The 18,308-nt window shown below is 56.3% G+C and carries 18 protein-coding genes and 1 pseudogene; 13 read left to right on the top strand and 6 right to left on the bottom strand.

The window, feature by feature from the left end:
• Positions 1 to 93 precede the first annotated feature (93 nt).
• From AC2FIT_RS19890 to AC2FIT_RS19905, 4 genes are all read right to left on the bottom strand, one after another.
• Positions 94 to 690 carry a hypothetical protein gene (locus tag AC2FIT_RS19890; RefSeq protein WP_496831815.1) on the bottom strand — a complete coding sequence of 199 codons (597 nt, stop codon included), beginning with the start codon at positions 688 to 690 and terminating at the stop codon, positions 94 to 96.
• Between the two features lie 604 nt (positions 691 to 1,294).
• On the bottom strand, positions 1,295 to 1,759 hold the full coding sequence (locus tag AC2FIT_RS19895) for a CoA-binding protein (RefSeq protein ID WP_496831817.1): 465 nt from the start codon (positions 1,757 to 1,759) through the stop codon (positions 1,295 to 1,297).
• Positions 1,760 to 1,762: 3 nt separating this feature from the next.
• Positions 1,763 to 2,128, bottom strand: coding sequence for a 2Fe-2S iron-sulfur cluster-binding protein (locus AC2FIT_RS19900; protein WP_367879701.1), 366 nt, complete (start codon positions 2,126 to 2,128; stop codon positions 1,763 to 1,765).
• Positions 2,125 to 3,480 (bottom strand): selenium-binding family protein, encoded by a 1,356-nt coding sequence (locus AC2FIT_RS19905; protein WP_496831819.1) that lies wholly within the window; start codon positions 3,478 to 3,480, stop codon positions 2,125 to 2,127. Before AC2FIT_RS19905 ends, AC2FIT_RS19900 begins: the two co-directional genes overlap by 4 nt.
• Before the next feature lie 68 nt (positions 3,481 to 3,548).
• On the opposite strand from AC2FIT_RS19905, the pseudogene AC2FIT_RS19910 reads away from it, so the two are divergent.
• From AC2FIT_RS19910 to AC2FIT_RS19920, 3 genes and pseudogenes are all read left to right on the top strand, one after another.
• Positions 3,549 to 3,683 (top strand): annotated as a pseudogene (locus tag AC2FIT_RS19910) (helix-turn-helix domain-containing protein); the annotation flags it as partial.
• A gap of 48 nt (positions 3,684 to 3,731) precedes the next feature.
• Positions 3,732 to 4,310, top strand: coding sequence for an IclR family transcriptional regulator domain-containing protein (locus tag AC2FIT_RS19915; protein ID WP_496831880.1), 579 nt, complete (start codon positions 3,732 to 3,734; stop codon positions 4,308 to 4,310).
• A 101-nt stretch (positions 4,311 to 4,411) separates the two neighbouring features.
• On the top strand, positions 4,412 to 4,765 hold the full coding sequence (locus AC2FIT_RS19920) for a putative quinol monooxygenase (RefSeq protein ID WP_496831821.1): 354 nt from the start codon (positions 4,412 to 4,414) through the stop codon (positions 4,763 to 4,765).
• 123 nt (positions 4,766 to 4,888) lie between these two features.
• Here the strand turns inward: AC2FIT_RS19920 and AC2FIT_RS19925 are convergent, their stop codons facing one another.
• Complete coding sequence (locus AC2FIT_RS19925) at positions 4,889 to 5,206, bottom strand: DUF1330 domain-containing protein (protein WP_496831823.1); 318 nt, start codon at positions 5,204 to 5,206, stop codon at positions 4,889 to 4,891.
• 306 nt (positions 5,207 to 5,512) lie between these two features.
• On the opposite strand from AC2FIT_RS19925, the gene AC2FIT_RS19930 reads away from it, so the two are divergent.
• The 10 genes from AC2FIT_RS19930 (at position 5,513) to AC2FIT_RS19975 (ending at position 16,188) form a co-directional block, all read left to right on the top strand.
• The gene (locus tag AC2FIT_RS19930) at positions 5,513 to 5,812 is read left to right on the top strand and encodes a DUF3489 domain-containing protein (RefSeq protein WP_496831825.1); all 300 of its coding nucleotides are present in this window, start codon (positions 5,513 to 5,515) and stop codon (positions 5,810 to 5,812) included.
• A 14-nt stretch (positions 5,813 to 5,826) separates the two neighbouring features.
• The gene (locus AC2FIT_RS19935; RefSeq protein ID WP_496831827.1) at positions 5,827 to 6,186 is read left to right on the top strand and encodes a DUF2924 domain-containing protein; all 360 of its coding nucleotides are present in this window, start codon (positions 5,827 to 5,829) and stop codon (positions 6,184 to 6,186) included.
• On the top strand, positions 6,186 to 7,814 hold the full coding sequence (locus AC2FIT_RS19940; protein WP_496831828.1) for a recombinase family protein: 1,629 nt from the start codon (positions 6,186 to 6,188) through the stop codon (positions 7,812 to 7,814). Before AC2FIT_RS19935 ends, AC2FIT_RS19940 begins: the two co-directional genes overlap by 1 nt.
• Before the next feature lie 762 nt (positions 7,815 to 8,576).
• Positions 8,577 to 9,878, top strand: coding sequence for a site-specific DNA-methyltransferase (locus AC2FIT_RS19945; RefSeq protein WP_496831829.1), 1,302 nt, complete (start codon positions 8,577 to 8,579; stop codon positions 9,876 to 9,878).
• The gene (locus AC2FIT_RS19950; protein WP_496831831.1) at positions 9,875 to 10,600 is read left to right on the top strand and encodes a DUF5681 domain-containing protein; all 726 of its coding nucleotides are present in this window, start codon (positions 9,875 to 9,877) and stop codon (positions 10,598 to 10,600) included. Before AC2FIT_RS19945 ends, AC2FIT_RS19950 begins: the two co-directional genes overlap by 4 nt.
• Before the next feature lie 169 nt (positions 10,601 to 10,769).
• The gene (locus tag AC2FIT_RS19955; protein ID WP_496831833.1) at positions 10,770 to 11,831 is read left to right on the top strand and encodes an alpha/beta hydrolase; all 1,062 of its coding nucleotides are present in this window, start codon (positions 10,770 to 10,772) and stop codon (positions 11,829 to 11,831) included.
• 261 nt (positions 11,832 to 12,092) lie between these two features.
• A complete protein-coding gene (locus AC2FIT_RS19960) occupies positions 12,093 to 13,076 on the top strand; it encodes an Ldh family oxidoreductase (RefSeq protein ID WP_496831835.1) in 984 nt (327 codons plus the stop codon).
• An 828-nt stretch (positions 13,077 to 13,904) separates the two neighbouring features.
• On the top strand, positions 13,905 to 14,576 hold the full coding sequence (locus AC2FIT_RS19965) for a magnesium transporter (protein WP_496831837.1): 672 nt from the start codon (positions 13,905 to 13,907) through the stop codon (positions 14,574 to 14,576).
• 127 nt (positions 14,577 to 14,703) lie between these two features.
• Positions 14,704 to 14,955 (top strand): 3-ketoacyl-ACP reductase, encoded by a 252-nt coding sequence (locus AC2FIT_RS19970; RefSeq protein WP_496831838.1) that lies wholly within the window; start codon positions 14,704 to 14,706, stop codon positions 14,953 to 14,955.
• 39 nt (positions 14,956 to 14,994) lie between these two features.
• Positions 14,995 to 16,188, top strand: a complete 1,194-nt coding sequence (locus tag AC2FIT_RS19975) for an Aq_097 family APC-type transporter (protein ID WP_496831840.1) — start codon at positions 14,995 to 14,997, stop codon at positions 16,186 to 16,188.
• 121 nt (positions 16,189 to 16,309) lie between these two features.
• Here AC2FIT_RS19975 and AC2FIT_RS19980 read toward each other — a convergent pair whose 3' ends face one another.
• The gene (locus AC2FIT_RS19980; RefSeq protein WP_496831842.1) at positions 16,310 to 17,599 is read right to left on the bottom strand and encodes an MFS transporter; all 1,290 of its coding nucleotides are present in this window, start codon (positions 17,597 to 17,599) and stop codon (positions 16,310 to 16,312) included.
• Between the last annotated feature and the right edge of the window lie 709 nt (positions 17,600 to 18,308).

Consider the following 18,308-nt stretch of genomic DNA (forward strand, 5'->3'; position numbering starts at 1 on the left):
TGCGCATGTGACTGATGTCGGAGATGCGGGCAAAACCGTCGTTCATCTTGAATGTATAGATGCTTCAAAGAAACTACTGGCGCAGAATGCGACCTAACTCCGCCCTCCCAAAGCCAGTTTCATTTCCAAGATTGTTGCCCGTAAGGCCGTGTCATCCATTCGGACCAGCCCTTCCTCACTTCGCTGAATGTCGGTTATCGTCATCATAACTACGAAAAGAAAACCCGAGAATACGAAGGTTCGCCAAGTAAGAGCACGGCCAAGTGTACCCGCGCGGTTGCCGAGCAGGAAAAGAGCGGTCAGAGCTGTAGCGAGTACCATCGCTTGCGACAAATCCGAAACAGGCGTGGACAAGGTTAGCGTCCGGCGCAGATGAGCATCCAATACATCGTTTACGGAGCCTGCTATAAATGTCTTTAACGCGGGGGAGAGAGGGTCTGCTGTCAGTTCAATGGTCAATGGCCAGAGTTTAGCTTGGGCTTCGAGACTAACACCCAGCATAGTCTGAGCGCTCCCGAGGCCGCTTTTAGTCGAAAATCCCTCAAACAAACGGGTTTGAGTGTACTCATAAATCGCAAGCTGAAGCTCAGTCCGACCAGGATCAGGCAGATAATCCGCGCGCCCGAACGCTGTTCCCAACGCTGCAGCTTCTTCTACCATCACTCTTTTGTCCTCGTTGCTGATACTCAATGTATTGCCAAACGAGAAGGCGAGTAGCAGACCAAGCAGAGCAAGAATGGCGCCCAGTGTTGTCTCTCCAACAAAAGAGTCGATTTCTTAGCTTTTTGACAAGCTCCGGTGGCGTAATTTCCTGCCCAGTACGAATCCAGATATGGCTGCAAGTGGTAAAGCCACTGCCAACAGCACCATAGTCTGCACTATGCTAAGAAGCGGAAGTGAAATTTCGGAATATACTTCGATCAGGGAGGTAGTATCCATATTGGATTTCGCATCTGCTGTGACGCCTATTACTGATACACAATTTCCGGCGATGCGATTTGCGATAAGTCAAGGAATTCAGCTCGAACCAGCAAATCTCGACGGAAGCCCGCCGTCTGGAACCGCTACGTTTGGCACGAATGTTAGCTGCTAAGCGACCGCAATGGGCTCTGAACAGCCGTTTGCAGCATCTGGTGCCAATGACTGCTGCGCGGGACAAAGCAGCCGTACTGAGATTGAGCACGAAAGCCTGCGATAGTGGACGCGCCGAATACTTTTGCCGATGTTTGGATGAAAAACGCGTCAGCAGACCCGCTGATTGGCTACTCGGCAAGCGGCAGTCTCTTGGTATGGGTCAGATCTTCAGATCAAGGCGCGGTTTCCAGAACGGGCGGAAGAGTTCGATCTTGGGGCAGCGGTTCATTACGACCTGAAGGCCAGCATCTTCGGCAAGCTTTGCTGCCTTGTCATCATAAACGCCAATCTGCCCCCAAAGCACCTTGGCCCCGATGGCGATTGCTTTCTCGGCGCAGCCATATAGCTCTTCTTTGGGGCGGAAAACGTCGACCATATCAACGGGTTTGTCGATTTCTTCCAGCGAATGGTACACCTTCAGGCCCCTGATCTCGGTCACATTGGGGTTGGGGTTTACCGGCAAGATGTCATAGCCGATCTCGCTCAGCTGCCGGAGAACGCCGTAGCTGAACTTCGTTTTGTCGCCGCTGGCGCCCACCATGGCAATCGTTTTGACCGATTTCAGAATGTCGGCAAGGTATTTGGGATCGTAATCATAGATGCGGTCGATATCTGCTTCGGGCATCGGTTAACCTTCCTTCGGCGTCGCAATGTCTGCCTTGAGTTCGTGGGGTTTGAGAGGGTCGAGGAATGGATTGCGGTAAAGCGTGTCATGGCTTTCAACACCGATCTCCAAAGTGATGTCAGAGGTCGCGCGCGCCACGCAGAGGATGACATAGCCGTTCGCGATCTGCCGGTTGTTGAGCGCGACTTGTCGTCGTTGATCGACCGCACCAGCCGTCAGCTTTGCCGCGCAGGTGATGCAGCCGCCGTATTCGCACCCATAGGGCAGATCGACCCCCTGATCACGCAATTGCTCGAGCAGCGGACGGCGGTCATTAACGTCATAGACGGCATTGTCGCGATTGCTGATCGTGACCTGATGGGTTGTCATAGCCAGATATCGCTTGTGCAATCGCCACCCGGATACCGGCTTTCGTGGCAACGTGACGGACCATTGGGTTCATTCCCAAAGTCGACGATGAAGTCTTCGTTGATTTTCATGCCACCGTTTTCGGGATCGCAGTCGATCATCACCATCACACCGCCCTTTTCGCGGATCTCGGGATAGAACTGGTTGTCCCAGGTCGAGAACAGCGAGGTCGTGACATAGAGCCTGCGCCCGTCCAGTGACAGCTGGAACATTTGCGGGCCGCCGGCGACTTCGACACCGTTCACAACGGGTGCTTTGCCCAGAAGACCCCCCATAAAGACCTGGCCCGTCAGTTTCGGATTGTGGGGATCGGTGATGTCGTACTGGCGCATGTCGCCATGCAGCCAGTTGTTGAGATAGAGGTATTTGTCATCCATCGAAATCAGGATCGCCGACATCACACCTGGCAAGGGGATTGGCCATTCAGGATGCATCTCGTTCTCGACATCAATGATCTTTTCCCATGTCCATTTGTCACCGTCTTTCCACCAATGAATGACGTTGGTCGACAGCGCGGCGCCACAGAACCCATGGGTACTGTCGGGGTCATGGTGGAATTTGACCTCCAGCGGCAAAAGCCCGTCTTCGCCGAGGTAAAAGCTTTCGATCGGTTCGCGCGCTTCGAAATCCCAAAAGTGCAGCTCGCGTCCGTATTTCAGATGCCCGACCTCTTCCAGATCGAAGCCAGGCATGAAGGTGTTGGGCGCGGCCCATTCTGAACTGACCATCACGTTGTGGCGTGGCTGGTACCAGAAGTCATAGCCAAACTTGATATCACCCATCGAGTTTTCCCAGCGCCCGACGATGTTGAACTCTTTGTCCAGATGCAGGTATCCGCCCGGAGCTTCGCCTTTGGCGTTTCCAAGGAAGGAAATAATGATTTCAGAGCCCAGACAATGCACGGTGTGGGGGCCGGACAGATCGGCTTTGGCCTTGATCTCTGCGCCGTCGATTACCTTGTGCAGACGAGGCGCACGGGGATCGGTGGCCGTATCAACGATGTGAAGGTTATTGGACCTTACGCCGGGCAGGATCAGATACTTCCGCGACATCGAGCTGTCGTCGTGACAAGACGAACAGGCATTCCATCCCATGTGGTGAAGCTCGTCCCCGATGCCGGGCATTTCCAACCGATGGATCACTTGCGAATAGGTCGGGCTGTCGGGATCGACATCAACAGTCGCGAGGTAATCGGGTTTCTGGATACCCGTGCCGGTGTAGATCGCGATAGTGTAAAGCAGCTTTTCACGGGGGGCTTTGATGGCGTCTTGGGGGCTCGAATAGCCCGGTCCACAGCATGCTCCATCCATCATATTCTCCCTCCCTTGATTCTGTTTTCCATATCGTATATCGAAAATAAGATTATCACATAGTGAGAATTATGCATCTCGAACGGTTAGCGCTAATATTGGAAGTCGTTGGTCAAAAAGGACGTGCGACCGTAGCCGATATCTGCGCTCAGACCGGCCTCCCGAAACCGACGGCATACAGACTGGTTCAGGGTCTTGTGTTTTCCGGGCTTCTTGAAGCACCCGCGCGAGGGCAATTTGCCATAGGAACCAGATTGAAACGTATCGCTTCGAGCGATTACTCCGATCCTGCACTTTTGGAAGTCATTGAGCCTGTGCTCTCCGGTGCAGCCAGTGAATTTGGCGCCGCATTTTTTCTGTCACGACTGCGCGGCCACTGGGTTGAGATCATTCATGTTGCGACGCCTCAGACGGGCGTGTCGTACCTTCATCCAGGTATTGGGAAACGGCCTGTGCACGCGTGCTCTTGCGCCAAGGCAATTGCCGCCATTTCTCCAGATCTGCTGTCTCATGACGAACTGAAGGGGCAGCTCAAACGATATACTGAACGCACAATCACCAATCGAAAAGACCTGGAAAAGGAACTCGCGGCCATTCGGGCCAAAGGGTACGCTGAATGCGTGGAGGAGTTGGAGCGAGGGATAAGCTCTGTGGCCGTAACACTCGCCAATACAGGCGTTGGTTCGACGCTGTCCATTGGTGCGACAGCTTCCGTTCGGGTGTTTACACCCGCGATGCGGGTCAAGGTCGGCCAAGCTCTTACAGAAATATCACACGGACTGTCATCTGCACTAGGATGGGGTTATGCAGACACAAACAGGCAATCCGCCTAGCGTGGTGTAGACTGATAAAAAGCCGCAGACAGGTGCTATCCAACGGCTTACGACCTTTTGATGCCGCGGGGCGGTCTTGCAGGCAACCGAGGAGGCTCAATATGGACGATGGAATGAGCGGAGGGTTCTTCGCGGTAAATGTCAAACCTGAGCACAGGCAGTCTTTTTTGAGCGCCAGTATCTTCGAAGCGCAAAGCGTCGTCAGTGAGGAAGCTGAAGTTTTCCAGTTTCAGATCATGGTAGATATGGCAAACCCCAATAGGTTCTATTTCTACGAAGTGTTCCGGGATGAAGCAGCCGTTCAGGACCATTGGGAATCTGAGGCATTTAGGACCTGGTTGAACACGGTCCAAACGATGTTGGATGGTGACATTGAAATGATTGCTCGGATGCGCTCGCTTTTCCCGACGACAAAGGGTTTCGAGTCACAGAAACCAGGCCTGCTCCAATGGTGAAGTGGTCCAAACGTTTGATGAATTTGTCGCCTTGAAGAAGTGTTGAGATCTGACACCAGTCGGCTTCGGGCTCGTTTCGGCCGCTCGTAGCTTGGTGCACCGATGACTACCTTGCGGTCGGGGTCACCGTTCAGTTTTTTGATCAATCGTGTTCGTGTCCATGGCCACGAGCGTCGATGACGCCGATCCAAAGCGAAGTTCACGAACCGTCGCGTACTCGGGACTATGGTACCAGGCTTTCAAAGTAGGCATGTCCGGAAATTCGATTATGACCAAACGGCCAGGTTCCCATCTCCCGCTCGCTTCCAACACCTCTAACTCTGGACCGCGCGCGAGGAAACGTCCTCCGAATTTCTCAATCGTTGGAACGACTGCGCGCTTATAATCGTCGAAAAGTTCAGAATTCGTGATCGTTTCGTCTACGACAAGCAATGCTGGCATGGGAATATCCTAAGTGACAAGTGATGATCCGTAAGGTAGACGCCACACGTTTGAAGTGACAATTGAATTCCCGCTTCGGGCTCGCAGGAGACATCTGAAGGTTTCTGTCAGATGTCCGCCTCTCTGCACTAAGCAGACATGATGCTTCTCGTCAGGCTCGGTCTTCTGCGGTGCCTTCCAGCAGAATAGACTGGACTTCGGGGCTCCGTGGAGCGGTACTGGCAGCGTCGTCGTTGCCCGGAATGCCCGGGCTCCACTCAGTACAGGGCGGGGGAAGACCCTTCGCCCACAGAGTGGAGATCACCGATGACAACAGCATCCCGGCAACAGAACACACCCCAAAATGCAAAAGCAGCGAGGGGTAAGCCCACGCGCAGCGCGCAGCTGCAAAAGCTGCTCAAACGCAAGTCTGGCGTCACACCCGCGCAACTTCAGACGATCTTCGGCTGGCAGGCTCATACGGCGCGCACGGCGATCTCCGCACAGCGCAAGACCGGATGGGTGATTGACCGGAGCGACAGCGACAAGGGCTCCGTCTATCGGATCGTCGAAGAAAGCGACATCCAATCACCACAGACCAGCCTTGTGAACTTGCCGCCAGTATAGCGAGCATCGATGCCATGGATTGCTCTGAGTGCCTTGAGCGCTGGCGAGAGACCTTTGGACGGCCCCCGCCCAAATACCTCTCCCCGCAGTTCATGAAGCGGGTGCTGATCTGGGAGACGCAGAACCGGGCGCTGGGCGGTGTGTCGGTCAAGACCACCCGGCGCCTGAGACAGATCGCGTCCGGCAAAGCACCACCAACCAACGCAAAGCCTGGCTCCCATCTGATCCGCGAGTGGAATGGCCGCACCTATCAGGTCGAGGTCGCCGATGGCAGCTATGTCATGGATGGGAAGCGATGGCGGTCGCTCTCCGCCATCGCCCGACTTATCACCGGGGCGCACTGGTCTGGGCCACGGTTCTTCGGAGTTCAGTGATGCGTCGGATCCGCTGCGCCATTTACACGCGCAAGAGCTCGGAAGAGGGGCTCGAACAGGACTTCAACTCGCTCAATGCGCAGCGTGAGGCTTGCGAGGCCGACATCGCCAGCCAGAAGCATGAAGGCTGGGAACTGCTCTCGGAGCGCTATGACGATGGCGGGATTTCGGGCGGGCATCTCGACCGGCCATCCCTGCAACGGTTGATGCAGGCAGTGGACGAGAAACGCGTGGATCAGATCGTCGTCTACAAGATCGACCGCCTCACCCGGTCACTGGCCGACTTCGCCAAGCTGGTTGAGCGGCTGGACCAGGCGGATGCGTCGTTCGTCTCGGTCACCCAGAGCTTCAACACCGCCACCAGCATGGGGCGCCTGACGCTGAATGTGCTGCTCAGCTTTGCGCAGTTCGAACGGGAGGTCACGGCAGAACGCATCCGGGACAAGATTGCGGCCTCCAAGCGCAAGGGGCTTTGGATGGGAGGCAATGTCCCGCTCGGCTATGAGGCAGATGGAAGAACACTGAGGATCAACAAAGCCGAGGCTTTGACCATCAAAACCCTCTACGATCTCTACCTGGAACACGGCCTGATCCGGGCGGTGAAAGAGCGTGCGGAAGATCTTGGTCTGAGATCGCGTCGGCGGGTGCGCGGGGCAGGGCGCGTCTCCGGCGGGACGCCCTTTGATCGGGGACACATCCATCATCTGCTGAGCAATCCCATTTATGCCGGGCGCATCCGTCACAAGGGGCAGGTCTTCGACGGGCAGCACCCGGAGATCATCGATCCCGACGTCTGGGATCGGGTTCAGCAAATGTTGGAGGGAGGAGCCGCAAAGGCCCGGGGCACAAAGCGCAAGGCCACGCGGTCGCTGCTGGCAGGCAAACTCTTCGACGAAACCGGCGATCGGCTGACGCCAAGCCACAGCCGGAAGAATGGCAAGCGCCTGCGCTATTACATCTCTCACAGGTTGGTAAAGGATCGGAGCCGGAAACACCCAGACGCCTGGCGTCTGCCGGCTGAGCAACTGGAGAGCCTGATCGCAGATCTGATCCGAACGCATCTGCAGCGCCCCGATGGAGTCACGCGGCTAATCCGGGATCTGTCGGCATCAGAGGTTGCCGAGAAGACAGCAAGGCTCTTGGCCATCCAGCAGACAAAGGCCTGTCTGGATTTGGTTGACCAGGCTGACGTGAGCCCGGGAGCTCTGATGCTCCGATTGGCCGCAAGTGAGTTCGCCCGCGTCCTCGACTGTGGTGCGGCTCGGATCAATGCAGAAGACCTGACACTGACATCACCCTTTCAGATGCGCCGGCGCGGCGTTGAACTGAAACTGCATCTGGGCGAGTCGCCGCCAGAGATGGACCAGACGCTCGTGCAAAATATCGTGAAGGCACAGAAGTGGATGCCGATGATCATTGATGGCAAGACATTTTCCGAGATCGCAAAGGCCTATGGCACATCAAAGCGCCGGGTGCAGGACGATGTCGATCTCGCAATGCTCGCGCCGGGTATCCTCGACGCGATCGCAAATGGCGAACAGCCGGATGGCCTGACGTCTGACTATCTCATCAAGTCAGGTATGCCGGCTGTCTGGGCAGACCAGCGCGAATTGTTCGGCAAGTTGTAAGCCAGAACCTCCGCGCAACTTCCAAACTCGTACCGCCGGAATCGCAAACTGAGACTACGGCTTGAAATTGGCTTGATTCCTGCTCATGCTCGCGTTTCTGTCGGAAATCCCGCAGCTCAAGCGTCGGAAAACACGCCACAATACCAAGGCAGTCTCTCGTCAGCTGTAAATCAGGAAGTGGTTGGCTGTGCGGGCAGTTTGCGGCTAGCCAGTCTGGGGTCAAAATCCCTGTTTACAGGGAATTTACAGGGAAAATCGGTGGTTTTGGGCGCTGGGGGGCCCGTTTTGACGATTTCTGTCCTGATTTAGTGCCGGTTTGCAGGGGTTTAGGGGGCAATTCCCTGTTCTTTTGGGGACAGGGAATATTGCGCGCCAGAACAGGGAAGGCGCCAGTGTGAACAGGGAATGTTTTCGCGCAAAACAGGGTAGCGCCAACGCCAGACAAAATACGAACCTGTAAATACACCCTTTGCCAATGATCGTGTTCATGATATGTTCTCCTCGGGCGATTCTGCGCTATGCACCGTCGCTCGAGAAACGATGAGAAGATGAGGTCAACCCGGACGGACACGATGCCTTCGACAGGACGCGTCACCCGGATGGGAGCCTGAGCCCGCCGCATCTTTGCGGCTTCGTCGTCCGCGAACGTTATCGCGGTTGCGTGACCGTCTCGTCAGTGCGGGCTTTTCCAGACAATTCGTCGGCTGTTTTGCGGCTGGCATCAATAACCGAAGCGCGCATGCGCCAACAGGAGGCCTGAACATGGCGTCTATCGAGACAGTACAAATCAAAAACCTCAAACCCTGGGCGCGCAACGCCCGGACACATTCTAAGAAACAGGTGCGTCAGATTGCCGACAGTATTATGCAGTTCGGGTTCACCAACCCGGTGTTGATCGACGAGGGCGGCACCATCCTTGCCGGGCACGGGCGGGTGGCGGCGGCGAAGCTTCTGGGCTGGGGCGATGTTCCCTGTCTGCGCTTCGATCATATGACCGAGGCAGAGAAACGCGCGTATGTCTTGGCGGACAATAAGCTGGCACTGAATGCCGGCTGGGACGAGGACCTGCTGGCGGTGGAACTCGGAGCGCTGATGTCCGACGATCTGGACTTCGACATCGGCGGGACAGGGTTCTCGATCCCGGAGATCGACAACCTGATGGCAGCTGTGGCGCCTGAAGAGGACGGCGATCCGGCAGATGAAGCGTTGCCGGATGAGTTTCCGGCCCGCGTGCGCCCGGGCGACATCTGGCAGCTCGGTCGGCACCGGCTCATCTGCGGCGACGCCCTGGACGCAGAAACCGTTGCATCGCTTATGGACGGCGAGACCGCGACGATGGTCTTTACGGACCCGCCATACAATGTCCCGATCAACGGTCACGTCGGCAACTCGGGCAAGACGCAGCATCGTGAGTTTGCCATGGCAGCAGGTGAGATGTCGGCATCAGAGTTCACGCGCTTTTTGCGGCGCGCATTCCGCAACCTTATTGATCACAGTGTCGACGGCTCGATCCACTTCATCTGCATGGACTGGCGTCACGTGGGCGAGATACTTGCAGCGGGGCAGGGGGTCTATAACGACCTAAAGAACCTGATTGTCTGGGCCAAGGACAACGGCGGCATGGGCACCTTCTATCGCTCGCGGCACGAGTTGATCTTCGCGTTCAAGAAAGGGGATGCGCCGCACATCAACACCTTCGAGTTGGGCCAGCACGGGCGCTACCGGACCAATGTCTGGGAATATCGCGGCTTCAACACCATGCGGGCAGGGCGCATGGAAGAACTGGCGCTGCATCCCACGGTGAAGCCGGTGCAGATGATTGCAGACGCGGTCCGGGATGTCTCGGGGCGCGGCGACATTGTGCTGGATGTCTTCGGTGGCTCCGGCTCGACATTGATCGCGGCAGAGAAGACCGGGCGTCGGGCGCATCTCTGCGAGTTCGATGAGATTTATTGCGATCGCATCATCGCCCGCTGGGAGGCCTATGCCAGGGACGAGGCGGCGCAGGTTCTCTGCGGCTGGACGCCAGCGTTGGCAAACAAGGCGATGGAGGCGGCGGAATGAGCAGCTACAAGGACAAGCGCGCGCTCGTGGCCCGACCCGGCTATGACGTTGGATATGGTAAACCGCCGAAAGACACCCGCTTCAAACCGGGCAAGTCTGGCAATCCGAAGGGGCGGCCCAGGGGATCAAAGAACAAAAGTCCGGGCATGCATGAGGAACGGATGAAGGATATCATTCTCGATGAGGCATACCGCGACATCACGATCCGGGAAGGGCACCGCAGCGTGACCATTCCCATGGCGCAGGCGGTCATGCGGTCTCTGGCTGTGAACGCCGCCAAGGGCCAACACCGCGCGCAGCGGCTCTTCTCACAGTTGCTGGCAGAGGTGGAAAGCTCCCGCAACATGCTCCATACGGAATATCTGCACAAGGCGCTCACCTACAAGATCGAATGGGAGAAGGAACTGCGCAGGCGTGCGGAAGCCGGGATAGAAACCATGGATGAGCCTATCCCGCATCCGGATCACATCAAGATCGACTTCCGAACTGGCAAGGTGCGCATTGTCGGACCAATGACCAAAGAAGAGAAAGAGGAACTCGACTATTGGCGTAAAAAGCTCCCTGACCTCCGTGCCAACATCGACGATCTGCGTGAAGCACTGGTCCACGAGACCGACCCAGATGAGATCGCAGAGCTCGAACGCCACATCCGGATAGGTGAAGAGCTGTGCGAGCGGATCAGCACTGCTTTGGCGGTGGTCGAGCAACCCACTTCGGAGTGAGCACGAGACCGCAGAGCTCTTCAATGCCTTCTTAGGAGCGCAAAGCGGTCATCTGACAAAAATAGTCAGGTGACCGCCACGAGCCCATGGCGGTCGTAGAGTTTGTCTCTGGACTCGAACTGTATTCATTGTAGCTTTCTACGCAGACCGTTGGAACAAACCGGCAGATTTGCGGCGTCGTCTGCGCATTTTAATGGGAGCATCCTTTATGGAGATTTCGAAACGCCTTTCAGCACTTTTCACGAAAGCATTTATTGCCGTGACGGTTTTCGCGTCGTCTGCATTGGCTGAAGGAGAATTTGGCTACGAAGTCGAGTTGGATGTGCCGTACGGAAAGGGTGTGGTGAGTTCAGACGGGGCATTGGTTGAACGCGACCTGCTGTTGGATGTTTATTCACCATCGTCAAACAATGCAGATTATACCGGATCTATTGCCAACACCGACACGCTTAAGCCTGCGGTCATCCTGATACATGGCGGGGGCTTCCAACGCGGAGGACGGCGTCAAGCGCCATATACTGAGTTTGATGCGATCCATGACCGCATGGAAGACTATGCTCATCTGCTCGCACCTCTGGGCTACATGGTTTTTGTTATCGAGTACCGTTTGGCCCCGGAGTTACCAGAACCTGAAATGGCATTGGATGCAGATTGGGTGGTGACCATAGAAGAGGATTTGACAGACGCGGGAATGCGACGCGTCAATTTTGCCCGAGGTTCACTGGGTCTTGGCCCCCTCGAAGGAGAGGAAGGCAAAATTGTTGTTTGGAAAACCATCCTTTCTGCTGCAGAAGACTTGGAAAAAGCAGTCAACTTCGTTCGTTCTTCTTCTGAGAGGTTCGGAATTGACCCGGAAAGAATTGCGCTGGGTGGACACTCTGCTGGTGCGGCAACAGTCATTAACGCTGCGCATGGGCTGGATGCGCCTGTAACGGCGATTTTTCCATTGTCGCCGCCTTTGTCAGCGATTGATCTGTCGACGACGGTCACGACTGCGGACGAGACACCGACACTTCATGTCATTTCACAATACGATGAACCCGCAGTTTTGGAAAAAGCCCCCGGCTTCACCTCGGCAATGCGTAATGCGGGCGCGGACTATGAATTGGTTTGGATCCCCGGATTTCCCCATTTCTATCCTCACAACACGCCCTCGCTTGGCGACGATGGAACGCGACAAGCCCTGAGCGAGCGTTTGATTGACTTTCTTGACAAGCATCTGAGGCAGTAAAGCCGACCGGTAAATTTCGAAGGGCAGTTTTGTCCGCAAAGCGGCAATTGCCTCGGTTTTGGGACCCGTCCGGTCTTGCTGAAAGCGGCCGTCGCACGACTTCGACCCATTTTATTGGCTTGAACGTCTCTTCTGCCCAATGCGGTCATCCGAGTCTTGGGTTTTAACTTGATCGCGAAGTGGTTGCCAAAGCAGCGGAAAGTCACTGACAGTATAAGTTGAAGGCCCGATGGGCCAATTCGCTGATCAGGAAGGATCCTCATGCCCGAAATATCTTTGAACGAGATCGAAATCGCCACAAAAACAGCATTAGAACGGCATGGTGCTCACTCTTGGATCGCTGCGGAGGTCGCCAAGGCTGTGCGCAAAGCCGAGGCGGTGAACAACAAGATTTGTGGGCTCTACTATCTCGAAAGCTATTGCCAGCAGTTACGAACCGGACGCGTTGATGGAACAGTTGATCCAGTTGTATCGCGGCCCCGCCCTGGGGCCGTTATCGTAGATGCGATGTATGGCTTTTCGCAACCGGCCTTTTCGCGTGGCCTGCCCGAGGCTGTTGCCGCGGCCAGAGAATGCGGTGTGGCAAGTCTTGCCGTAGCCCATGCTCACACCTGCACCTCTCTGGGCTACTTCACCGAACAGATTGCGCAGCAAGGCCTGATCGGGCTTGGCATGACCAATGCCTCGCCGATTGTTGCGCCCCCCGGCGGCAAGACACGGGTGATCGGCACCAACCCGATCGCCTTTTCGGTTCCAGATGGCTCAGGCGGACTTGCCATGCAGTTCGACCAATCGACCACCACCGTGGCCCTTGGGAAAATCACAATGGCAAAAGCCGCTGGCGAGCAAATCCCCGAAGGGTGGGCCTTGGATGCGGAAGGTCAATCCACCACTGACCCCGAAGCCGCGCTTGGCGGCTCATTGGTCAGCGTAGGAGGCTATAAGGGTTGGGGCTTCGGGTTAATGGCCGAGGTGCTGGCTGCCGGGATGACGGGCAGCGTCATCAGCCGAGATGTCTTACCCCTCAAGGCGCCAGAAGGCCCGCCCCATGATCTTGGGCAATACTATCTGTTGATAGATCCTTGTACTTCGTCGGATTTTTACGAGCGTCTTGGACAAATCGCTGCAGGCGTCGCATTGGACGTAGGTGCCCGAATGCCAGGACAAGGCAAGACGGAGCAAGACCCTGTCCAACTCGAAAGGACGGTCTGGGATCAAACGCTGGCACTGGTTGGAATGCAGTAGTGGCGGTTCAGATATTCGCTATGAATTTTGCTGCTATTCGGGATTGACTTGGCGAACGTCCGTTTCGTCCGCATCTCAGAGTTTGCGAAGCCCGGCGATGAAGGTCCGGTTTGGGCTGCGAGCGGCCCTCCGGGCCAAAAATGCGGATGGCCGCAAGGTCCGCGTAGCGGACGTCGCCTTTTTATTGTGAAATCTACAGATCAAACGTTTTCAAACGATATTCCTGCCATCTCTGCAGCAATAAGTCGTAAATCCCCCTGACCATCGGCGTAGGTCGCCCCAATAAGTTCCTGCTGAGCGGGATTCCCTATGTGGTTTGACCACTGCGAGCCGATCTCGACCGCTTCCCGCTCAATCGCCCGAAACTCAAATTTGGCTCCACCCCAAAAAACAATAATAATTTTGCGATCTGGAATGAATTAATCTCCCTATTGTTGAGCTTCAATTGTCCGCTTTGAGCCCTAAGCGGACCAATCGATGAGCGTGCTCTGGTCTGAATTCGTCGATCGTAAAACTGGCTTTCTCCTGGCCGGCGGCAAGAAGTGGCTCCAAGATTGGAAACGTCATTTTGAAGAAGTTGGCTGGAGGATCAACCTATCTCTGTCCGCATCAGTAACGCTCAATCCTGTCTTGCTCCGATCGAGCCGGAGTGTTTGGTTTGGCGCGAACGCTAAATGAACAATGATATTGCGTCCCCAGGAAATTGTGTGTGTTCCGGCCTGAACAGTATAAAAATGTGCGCTTCGGTCTGCCTCTGTTTGCAGGTCCGGGCTCAGTCGCGTCCGGCCTTCGCCCGAAGCAGTTTTCCGAATCTTGCGTGACGAGCACATGGAGGATTTGCAGCGCTTTGCAGGTATTGCCACCCAGGAGCATGGTTCAGAGGCCGCGCTGGACGCGTCGATCCTAAACCGTTTTTCACGTCGCATTCCGTGGCTGATCTTTGGTCTGCTGGCTTCGTCGCTAATTATAATGGTCATGATCGGCTTTGAACATACACTTTCACAAAACGTCGCGGCTGCGTTCTTTGTCCCTGCCCTTGTCTACATTGCCGGGGCAATCGGGACGCAGGCTGTGTCGGTCTCGGTGCGCAGTCTTTCCATGCAAGATGTCGCAATAGGTCCGCTCCTACGTGATGAATGGATGATTGGGCTCTCGATTGGGGGCGTCTTGAGGTTGATCGCATCTGGGGCAGTCTTTTTCTTTTTCGATCAAGCATCCTTGGCATTGGCTGTTGGCTTGGCTGTGCTGGGCGGCGGCGCGGTTTCAGCCCTCACAGGTTTTACGCTGCCTCGGGTCTTTATGCGGATGGGGTTTGATCCCGCCTTGGGGTCCGGTCCGATATGCACCATCCTCCAAGATGCGTCGAGCTTGTCTCTCTACTTCGTGCTAGAGCCGTGTGGTCGCGCTCGCGATATCCGGAGATCCGAGACACGTATTAGGGACAAGCGCTGTGGGTTCGCCGGTTGCATCGCCGCGCGCAAATTGCCAAGTCTTCAATGAGAGTTTTGAATGGCCTTCTCTCTGACCAACATCCCAGTCACGGCAGTGACGACTGCGGGACTGGAGGAGGCAAAGCTGTTCGGTCGATTTTGCAAGATGTCCGGAAAGGGGTCCCCAAATGCCATCGATGAGCGAGTTGCACAACAAACTGGATGCCATCAGCGCCAAGATTGAAGCTGCCAGAGAAAAAATCGAGTTCAAGCAGGGGCTGAATGACGGCCACAATCTCACCAGCGGCGAACTGATGGCGCGTTACGCGTTCCTGAAAGATACGCTCGATAAGGAAATCACTGAGACCGAAGTGCACGACCACCATGTCAGTGCGCTGGAGCAGGACGCCATGAACTGGATAAACAGCATTGATCTAGCCTCGTCCTGATTGGCGAGTGGCGCGAGTTTTGTCCGGGCGCGGGCATCCATGGTAGACGCTCTGATCCTGCTTGGTGTCGTTCTAACCGGGGCCCTGCTGGCCTGGCCCCGGTTGGCGAACGCAAGGCTATGGCGGGCGACGATCACACCTTTGGCCTCCATTATCGGCAGCGGGTTTCTGGTGCTCGGGCCGATCCTCGAAGTCAGTTATGGGGCTTATGCGCCGCTTGCGATGCTCGCGCTGTGTCTGACTGCTCACCTTTTCGGCTGGGCCATTCGCTTCAATATCGAACGGATCGACACCACGGCAGAGCGCGCGCCTATGGCCCAGCAGGCCGAGCGTGTGGCATCGGGCATCCTCGCCTTCGCGTATGTGATTTCGGTCACGTATTATCTGAACCTCTTTGGAGCCTTTGGTGTCAGCCTCAGCGCACTGGATGACACTCGGTCCGCCAAACTTCTGACAACGGCGGTCTTTCTGGTCATACTGGCGGTGGGCTGGTTGCGCGGTTTTTCCGCCCTCGAGCGTGTCGAACAGATCTCTGTAGGGCTCAAGCTGTCGATCATCATGGGCTTATTGGTCGGACTGTCGATCCATTTCGCTCAGACTGCACGCGCCGCTCCACTGTTGATACACAGCCCCGTCGTGTCGGGCTGGCAAGCGATTATGCTAGCCGCTGGATTGATCGTGACGGTGCAGGGATTCGAGACCTCACGATATCTTGGCGACACATATGACGCGGCGACCCGGGTCCGATCCATGAAACTCGCCCAATGGATCTCGGCAGCGATCTATATGACATATATCGGTCTTTTGACCTATGCTTTCGATACCAAGGTGTTCTCGCTGGACGAGACGTCGATCATCGACCTGATGGATGTGGTCGCGCCTATCCTTCCGGTGCTTTTGGTCGCGGCGGCGCTCAGCGCGCAATTCAGTGCGGCGGTGGCGGATACGGGCGGCTCAGGCGGCTTGATTGGCGAGGTCTCAGGCGGAAAGATTCCCACCAAGCTGGCCTATGTCATAATCGTCGGTTTCGGATTGTTCCTGACGTGGACAGCAAACATCTTCGAAATCATCAGCTACGCGTCGCGCGCGTTCGCAGCCTACTACGCAACCCAAGCCGGCATTGCGGCGGTGTCCGCCCACGCCTCTGACAAGCCCCTCAAGGCCACCGTCTTTGGCCTGATTGCCTTGGCGGGGATTTTGGCGATGGTTTTCGGCACGCCTGTGGAACACTAGTGGTCGCAGATGAGGTGTCAGATGTCGGCCGGGTATCCAGACCGGCAACTGTTCGAGGGGGGGCGGTGTCGGAGGTTTGGGCGCTTTGCCTCTGGCCCGACGCCGCAAGGAACCGTCACCTTCACCGCAACGGGCCACGGCTGTTATCGGGAACAAAAGCTAGGCATAGGACCGCGAAGACGCACGCGACCGTCATGTAAACGGCTGGCGCTGTTGCAAACCCAGTCGATGCAATCAGGCCCGTTGCGATCATGGGGGTAACCCCCCCGAAAACGCCCATTCCGAGATTGAACGCGACCGAATATCCCGACAGACGATCGGACTCGGGGAACATTTCGACGAACAGCGCAGGGCCGGACCCAAGCGGGACAGACAGCAACGTGAAGGCGACTAAATGGAAAACGACCACGGAAATGAGCGTGCCACCCGAGGCCATCATCCATGCATGCAAGGGCCAAGCGAAAAGCCCCAGACCGAGAAGGGCCAGGCCGATCCATGTACCTCTCGCCAGCACGCGATCCCCAACAATTGCCATGAGCGGCATCAAGGGAATGACGAGCACGGTCATGGCCGTGTTGATGACCAGGGCCGTGCTGCGATCCATAAGATCCTGCCCAGACAGCCATTCCGGGAGATAGACGAAACAAAGGTAGAAACAGGTGCCGTAGCTGGCCGCAAAGGCCAGCGCTAACAGTGTCTCTTTGAGGTTGACCGTGAACGCCTGCATCAGGGGAGAGGTCCGCTCCCGCGCTGTGTCATGCTGCGCGAAGCGCTCTGACGTATGCAGGTTGCGCCGCATCAAGATTGCGAGCGCCCCCAGCAGCGCACCGCCAAGAAACGGAAGGCGCCACGCCCAGTCCCCAAGGGCTTCGGCATCGAAGATATTCGTCACAAGTGCCGCTGCACCGACCCCTAGCAGCGAGCCTGTCATGGAGCCAATGTTCGCCCAGCTGCCTGTCAGGCCACGTTTGCCCGTGGGTGCCGTTTCCACGAGGTACGTGGCCGAGGACGAGAACTCGCCACCGACCGAGAGCCCCTGCAGAAGCCGGATGAGGACGAGCAGTATGGGTGCCAGTACGCCGACTTGTGCATAGGTCGGCAACACCCCGATCAAAAGTGTCGGTAGGGCCATCATGGCAACCGAGATTTGCATGGTGCGCGCCCGGCCGTAGCGATCGCCGAACCAGCCAAATACCGCGGCCCCCAATGGGCGCATCATAAACCCGGCAGCAAAAATGCCATAGGTCGCGATCAGGCCCGCCGTCGGATCGCTCGACGGAAAAAACACTGGTGCGATGACGCCGGCAAGGTAGCCGTAGAGGGCAAAATCATACCACTCGACCACATTGCCGATGAAGCCAGCCATCACCCGATGGCGCAGTTCGGGTGGATTTTCCGCCTTTTCTGTCACTGCTGCATACTCAACTAGTCCTTTGCAAATCCGGGATACGCTCGGCGATCATGGAAGACAATCGACCAGTGCTGGTCTGTTTTGGAAGTGTAAGAGTTGGTGCAGCACTGTCCCCGCCTGTTTTGAAACTCGACCATAAATTCATGCGATTTCCGCTCTGTCCCGCGACTCTCTATCTCGCACTCATCGCAGCGAAAGCGCAGTTTAAATTTGGAACCAGACGCAATATTATGAGGGCCGCATTGGAGACATGAGGTGCAACGCAGCGATAGGCTTACCGCAAGCGCAAAGCGATGCTGCGTCAGCCAAGTGCGAAAAACGAATGACGGCAAAGTCCGCAAGCCGGTCATAGCGCCATTTTTCGTCAGCGTCTGCTATCGCGCGAAACGGTCATTGAGAGCAAAAAGTTCGGTTTCCCGTTACCGAGCGACCGCTCAGTGGCGCTTAGCCGTCATCTGAGAAAAACAGTCGGATGACCGCGTTGACCCCAAACTGATCGGGGTGGTTTAAGCCGATTTTGCATTCGTAGCGACGTGTTGTGCGGTGTAAACGGCCCATTCCGGACCTTGACCAGATGGTTGATCCCTGCGGCGCAGCTTCACGAGACCGGACATTCATCTATCGTGCAGCATTTTCGAAGGGTGAAGGCCTGCAGTGCGAGACGAAGCATGGGTAATCGGGCTGGCCTGATGGATGGGTCGGGTTCTCG

This window comes from Ruegeria sp. YTSA135 (genome assembly GCF_059610165.1).

Excerpts from the sequence above, each read along its gene's own strand:
- AC2FIT_RS19895 (WP_496831817.1), bottom strand. The coding sequence starts at position 1,759 with ATGCCCGAAGCAGATATCGACCGCATCTATGATTACGATCCCAAATAC.
- AC2FIT_RS19900 (WP_367879701.1), bottom strand. The coding sequence starts at position 2,128 with ATGACAACCCATCAGGTCACGATCAGCAATCGCGACAATGCCGTCTAT.
- AC2FIT_RS19905 (WP_496831819.1), bottom strand. The coding sequence starts at position 3,480 with ATGATGGATGGAGCATGCTGTGGACCGGGCTATTCGAGCCCCCAAGAC.
- AC2FIT_RS19920 (WP_496831821.1), top strand. The coding sequence starts at position 4,412 with ATGGACGATGGAATGAGCGGAGGGTTCTTCGCGGTAAATGTCAAACCT.
- AC2FIT_RS19925 (WP_496831823.1), bottom strand. The coding sequence starts at position 5,206 with ATGCCAGCATTGCTTGTCGTAGACGAAACGATCACGAATTCTGAACTT.
- AC2FIT_RS19930 (WP_496831825.1), top strand. The coding sequence starts at position 5,513 with ATGACAACAGCATCCCGGCAACAGAACACACCCCAAAATGCAAAAGCA.
- AC2FIT_RS19935 (WP_496831827.1), top strand. The coding sequence starts at position 5,827 with ATGGATTGCTCTGAGTGCCTTGAGCGCTGGCGAGAGACCTTTGGACGG.
- AC2FIT_RS19940 (WP_496831828.1), top strand. The coding sequence starts at position 6,186 with ATGCGTCGGATCCGCTGCGCCATTTACACGCGCAAGAGCTCGGAAGAG.
- AC2FIT_RS19945 (WP_496831829.1), top strand. The coding sequence starts at position 8,577 with ATGGCGTCTATCGAGACAGTACAAATCAAAAACCTCAAACCCTGGGCG.
- AC2FIT_RS19950 (WP_496831831.1), top strand. The coding sequence starts at position 9,875 with ATGAGCAGCTACAAGGACAAGCGCGCGCTCGTGGCCCGACCCGGCTAT.
- AC2FIT_RS19960 (WP_496831835.1), top strand. The coding sequence starts at position 12,093 with ATGCCCGAAATATCTTTGAACGAGATCGAAATCGCCACAAAAACAGCA.
- AC2FIT_RS19965 (WP_496831837.1), top strand. The coding sequence starts at position 13,905 with ATGGAGGATTTGCAGCGCTTTGCAGGTATTGCCACCCAGGAGCATGGT.
- AC2FIT_RS19970 (WP_496831838.1), top strand. The coding sequence starts at position 14,704 with ATGAGCGAGTTGCACAACAAACTGGATGCCATCAGCGCCAAGATTGAA.
- AC2FIT_RS19975 (WP_496831840.1), top strand. The coding sequence starts at position 14,995 with ATGGTAGACGCTCTGATCCTGCTTGGTGTCGTTCTAACCGGGGCCCTG.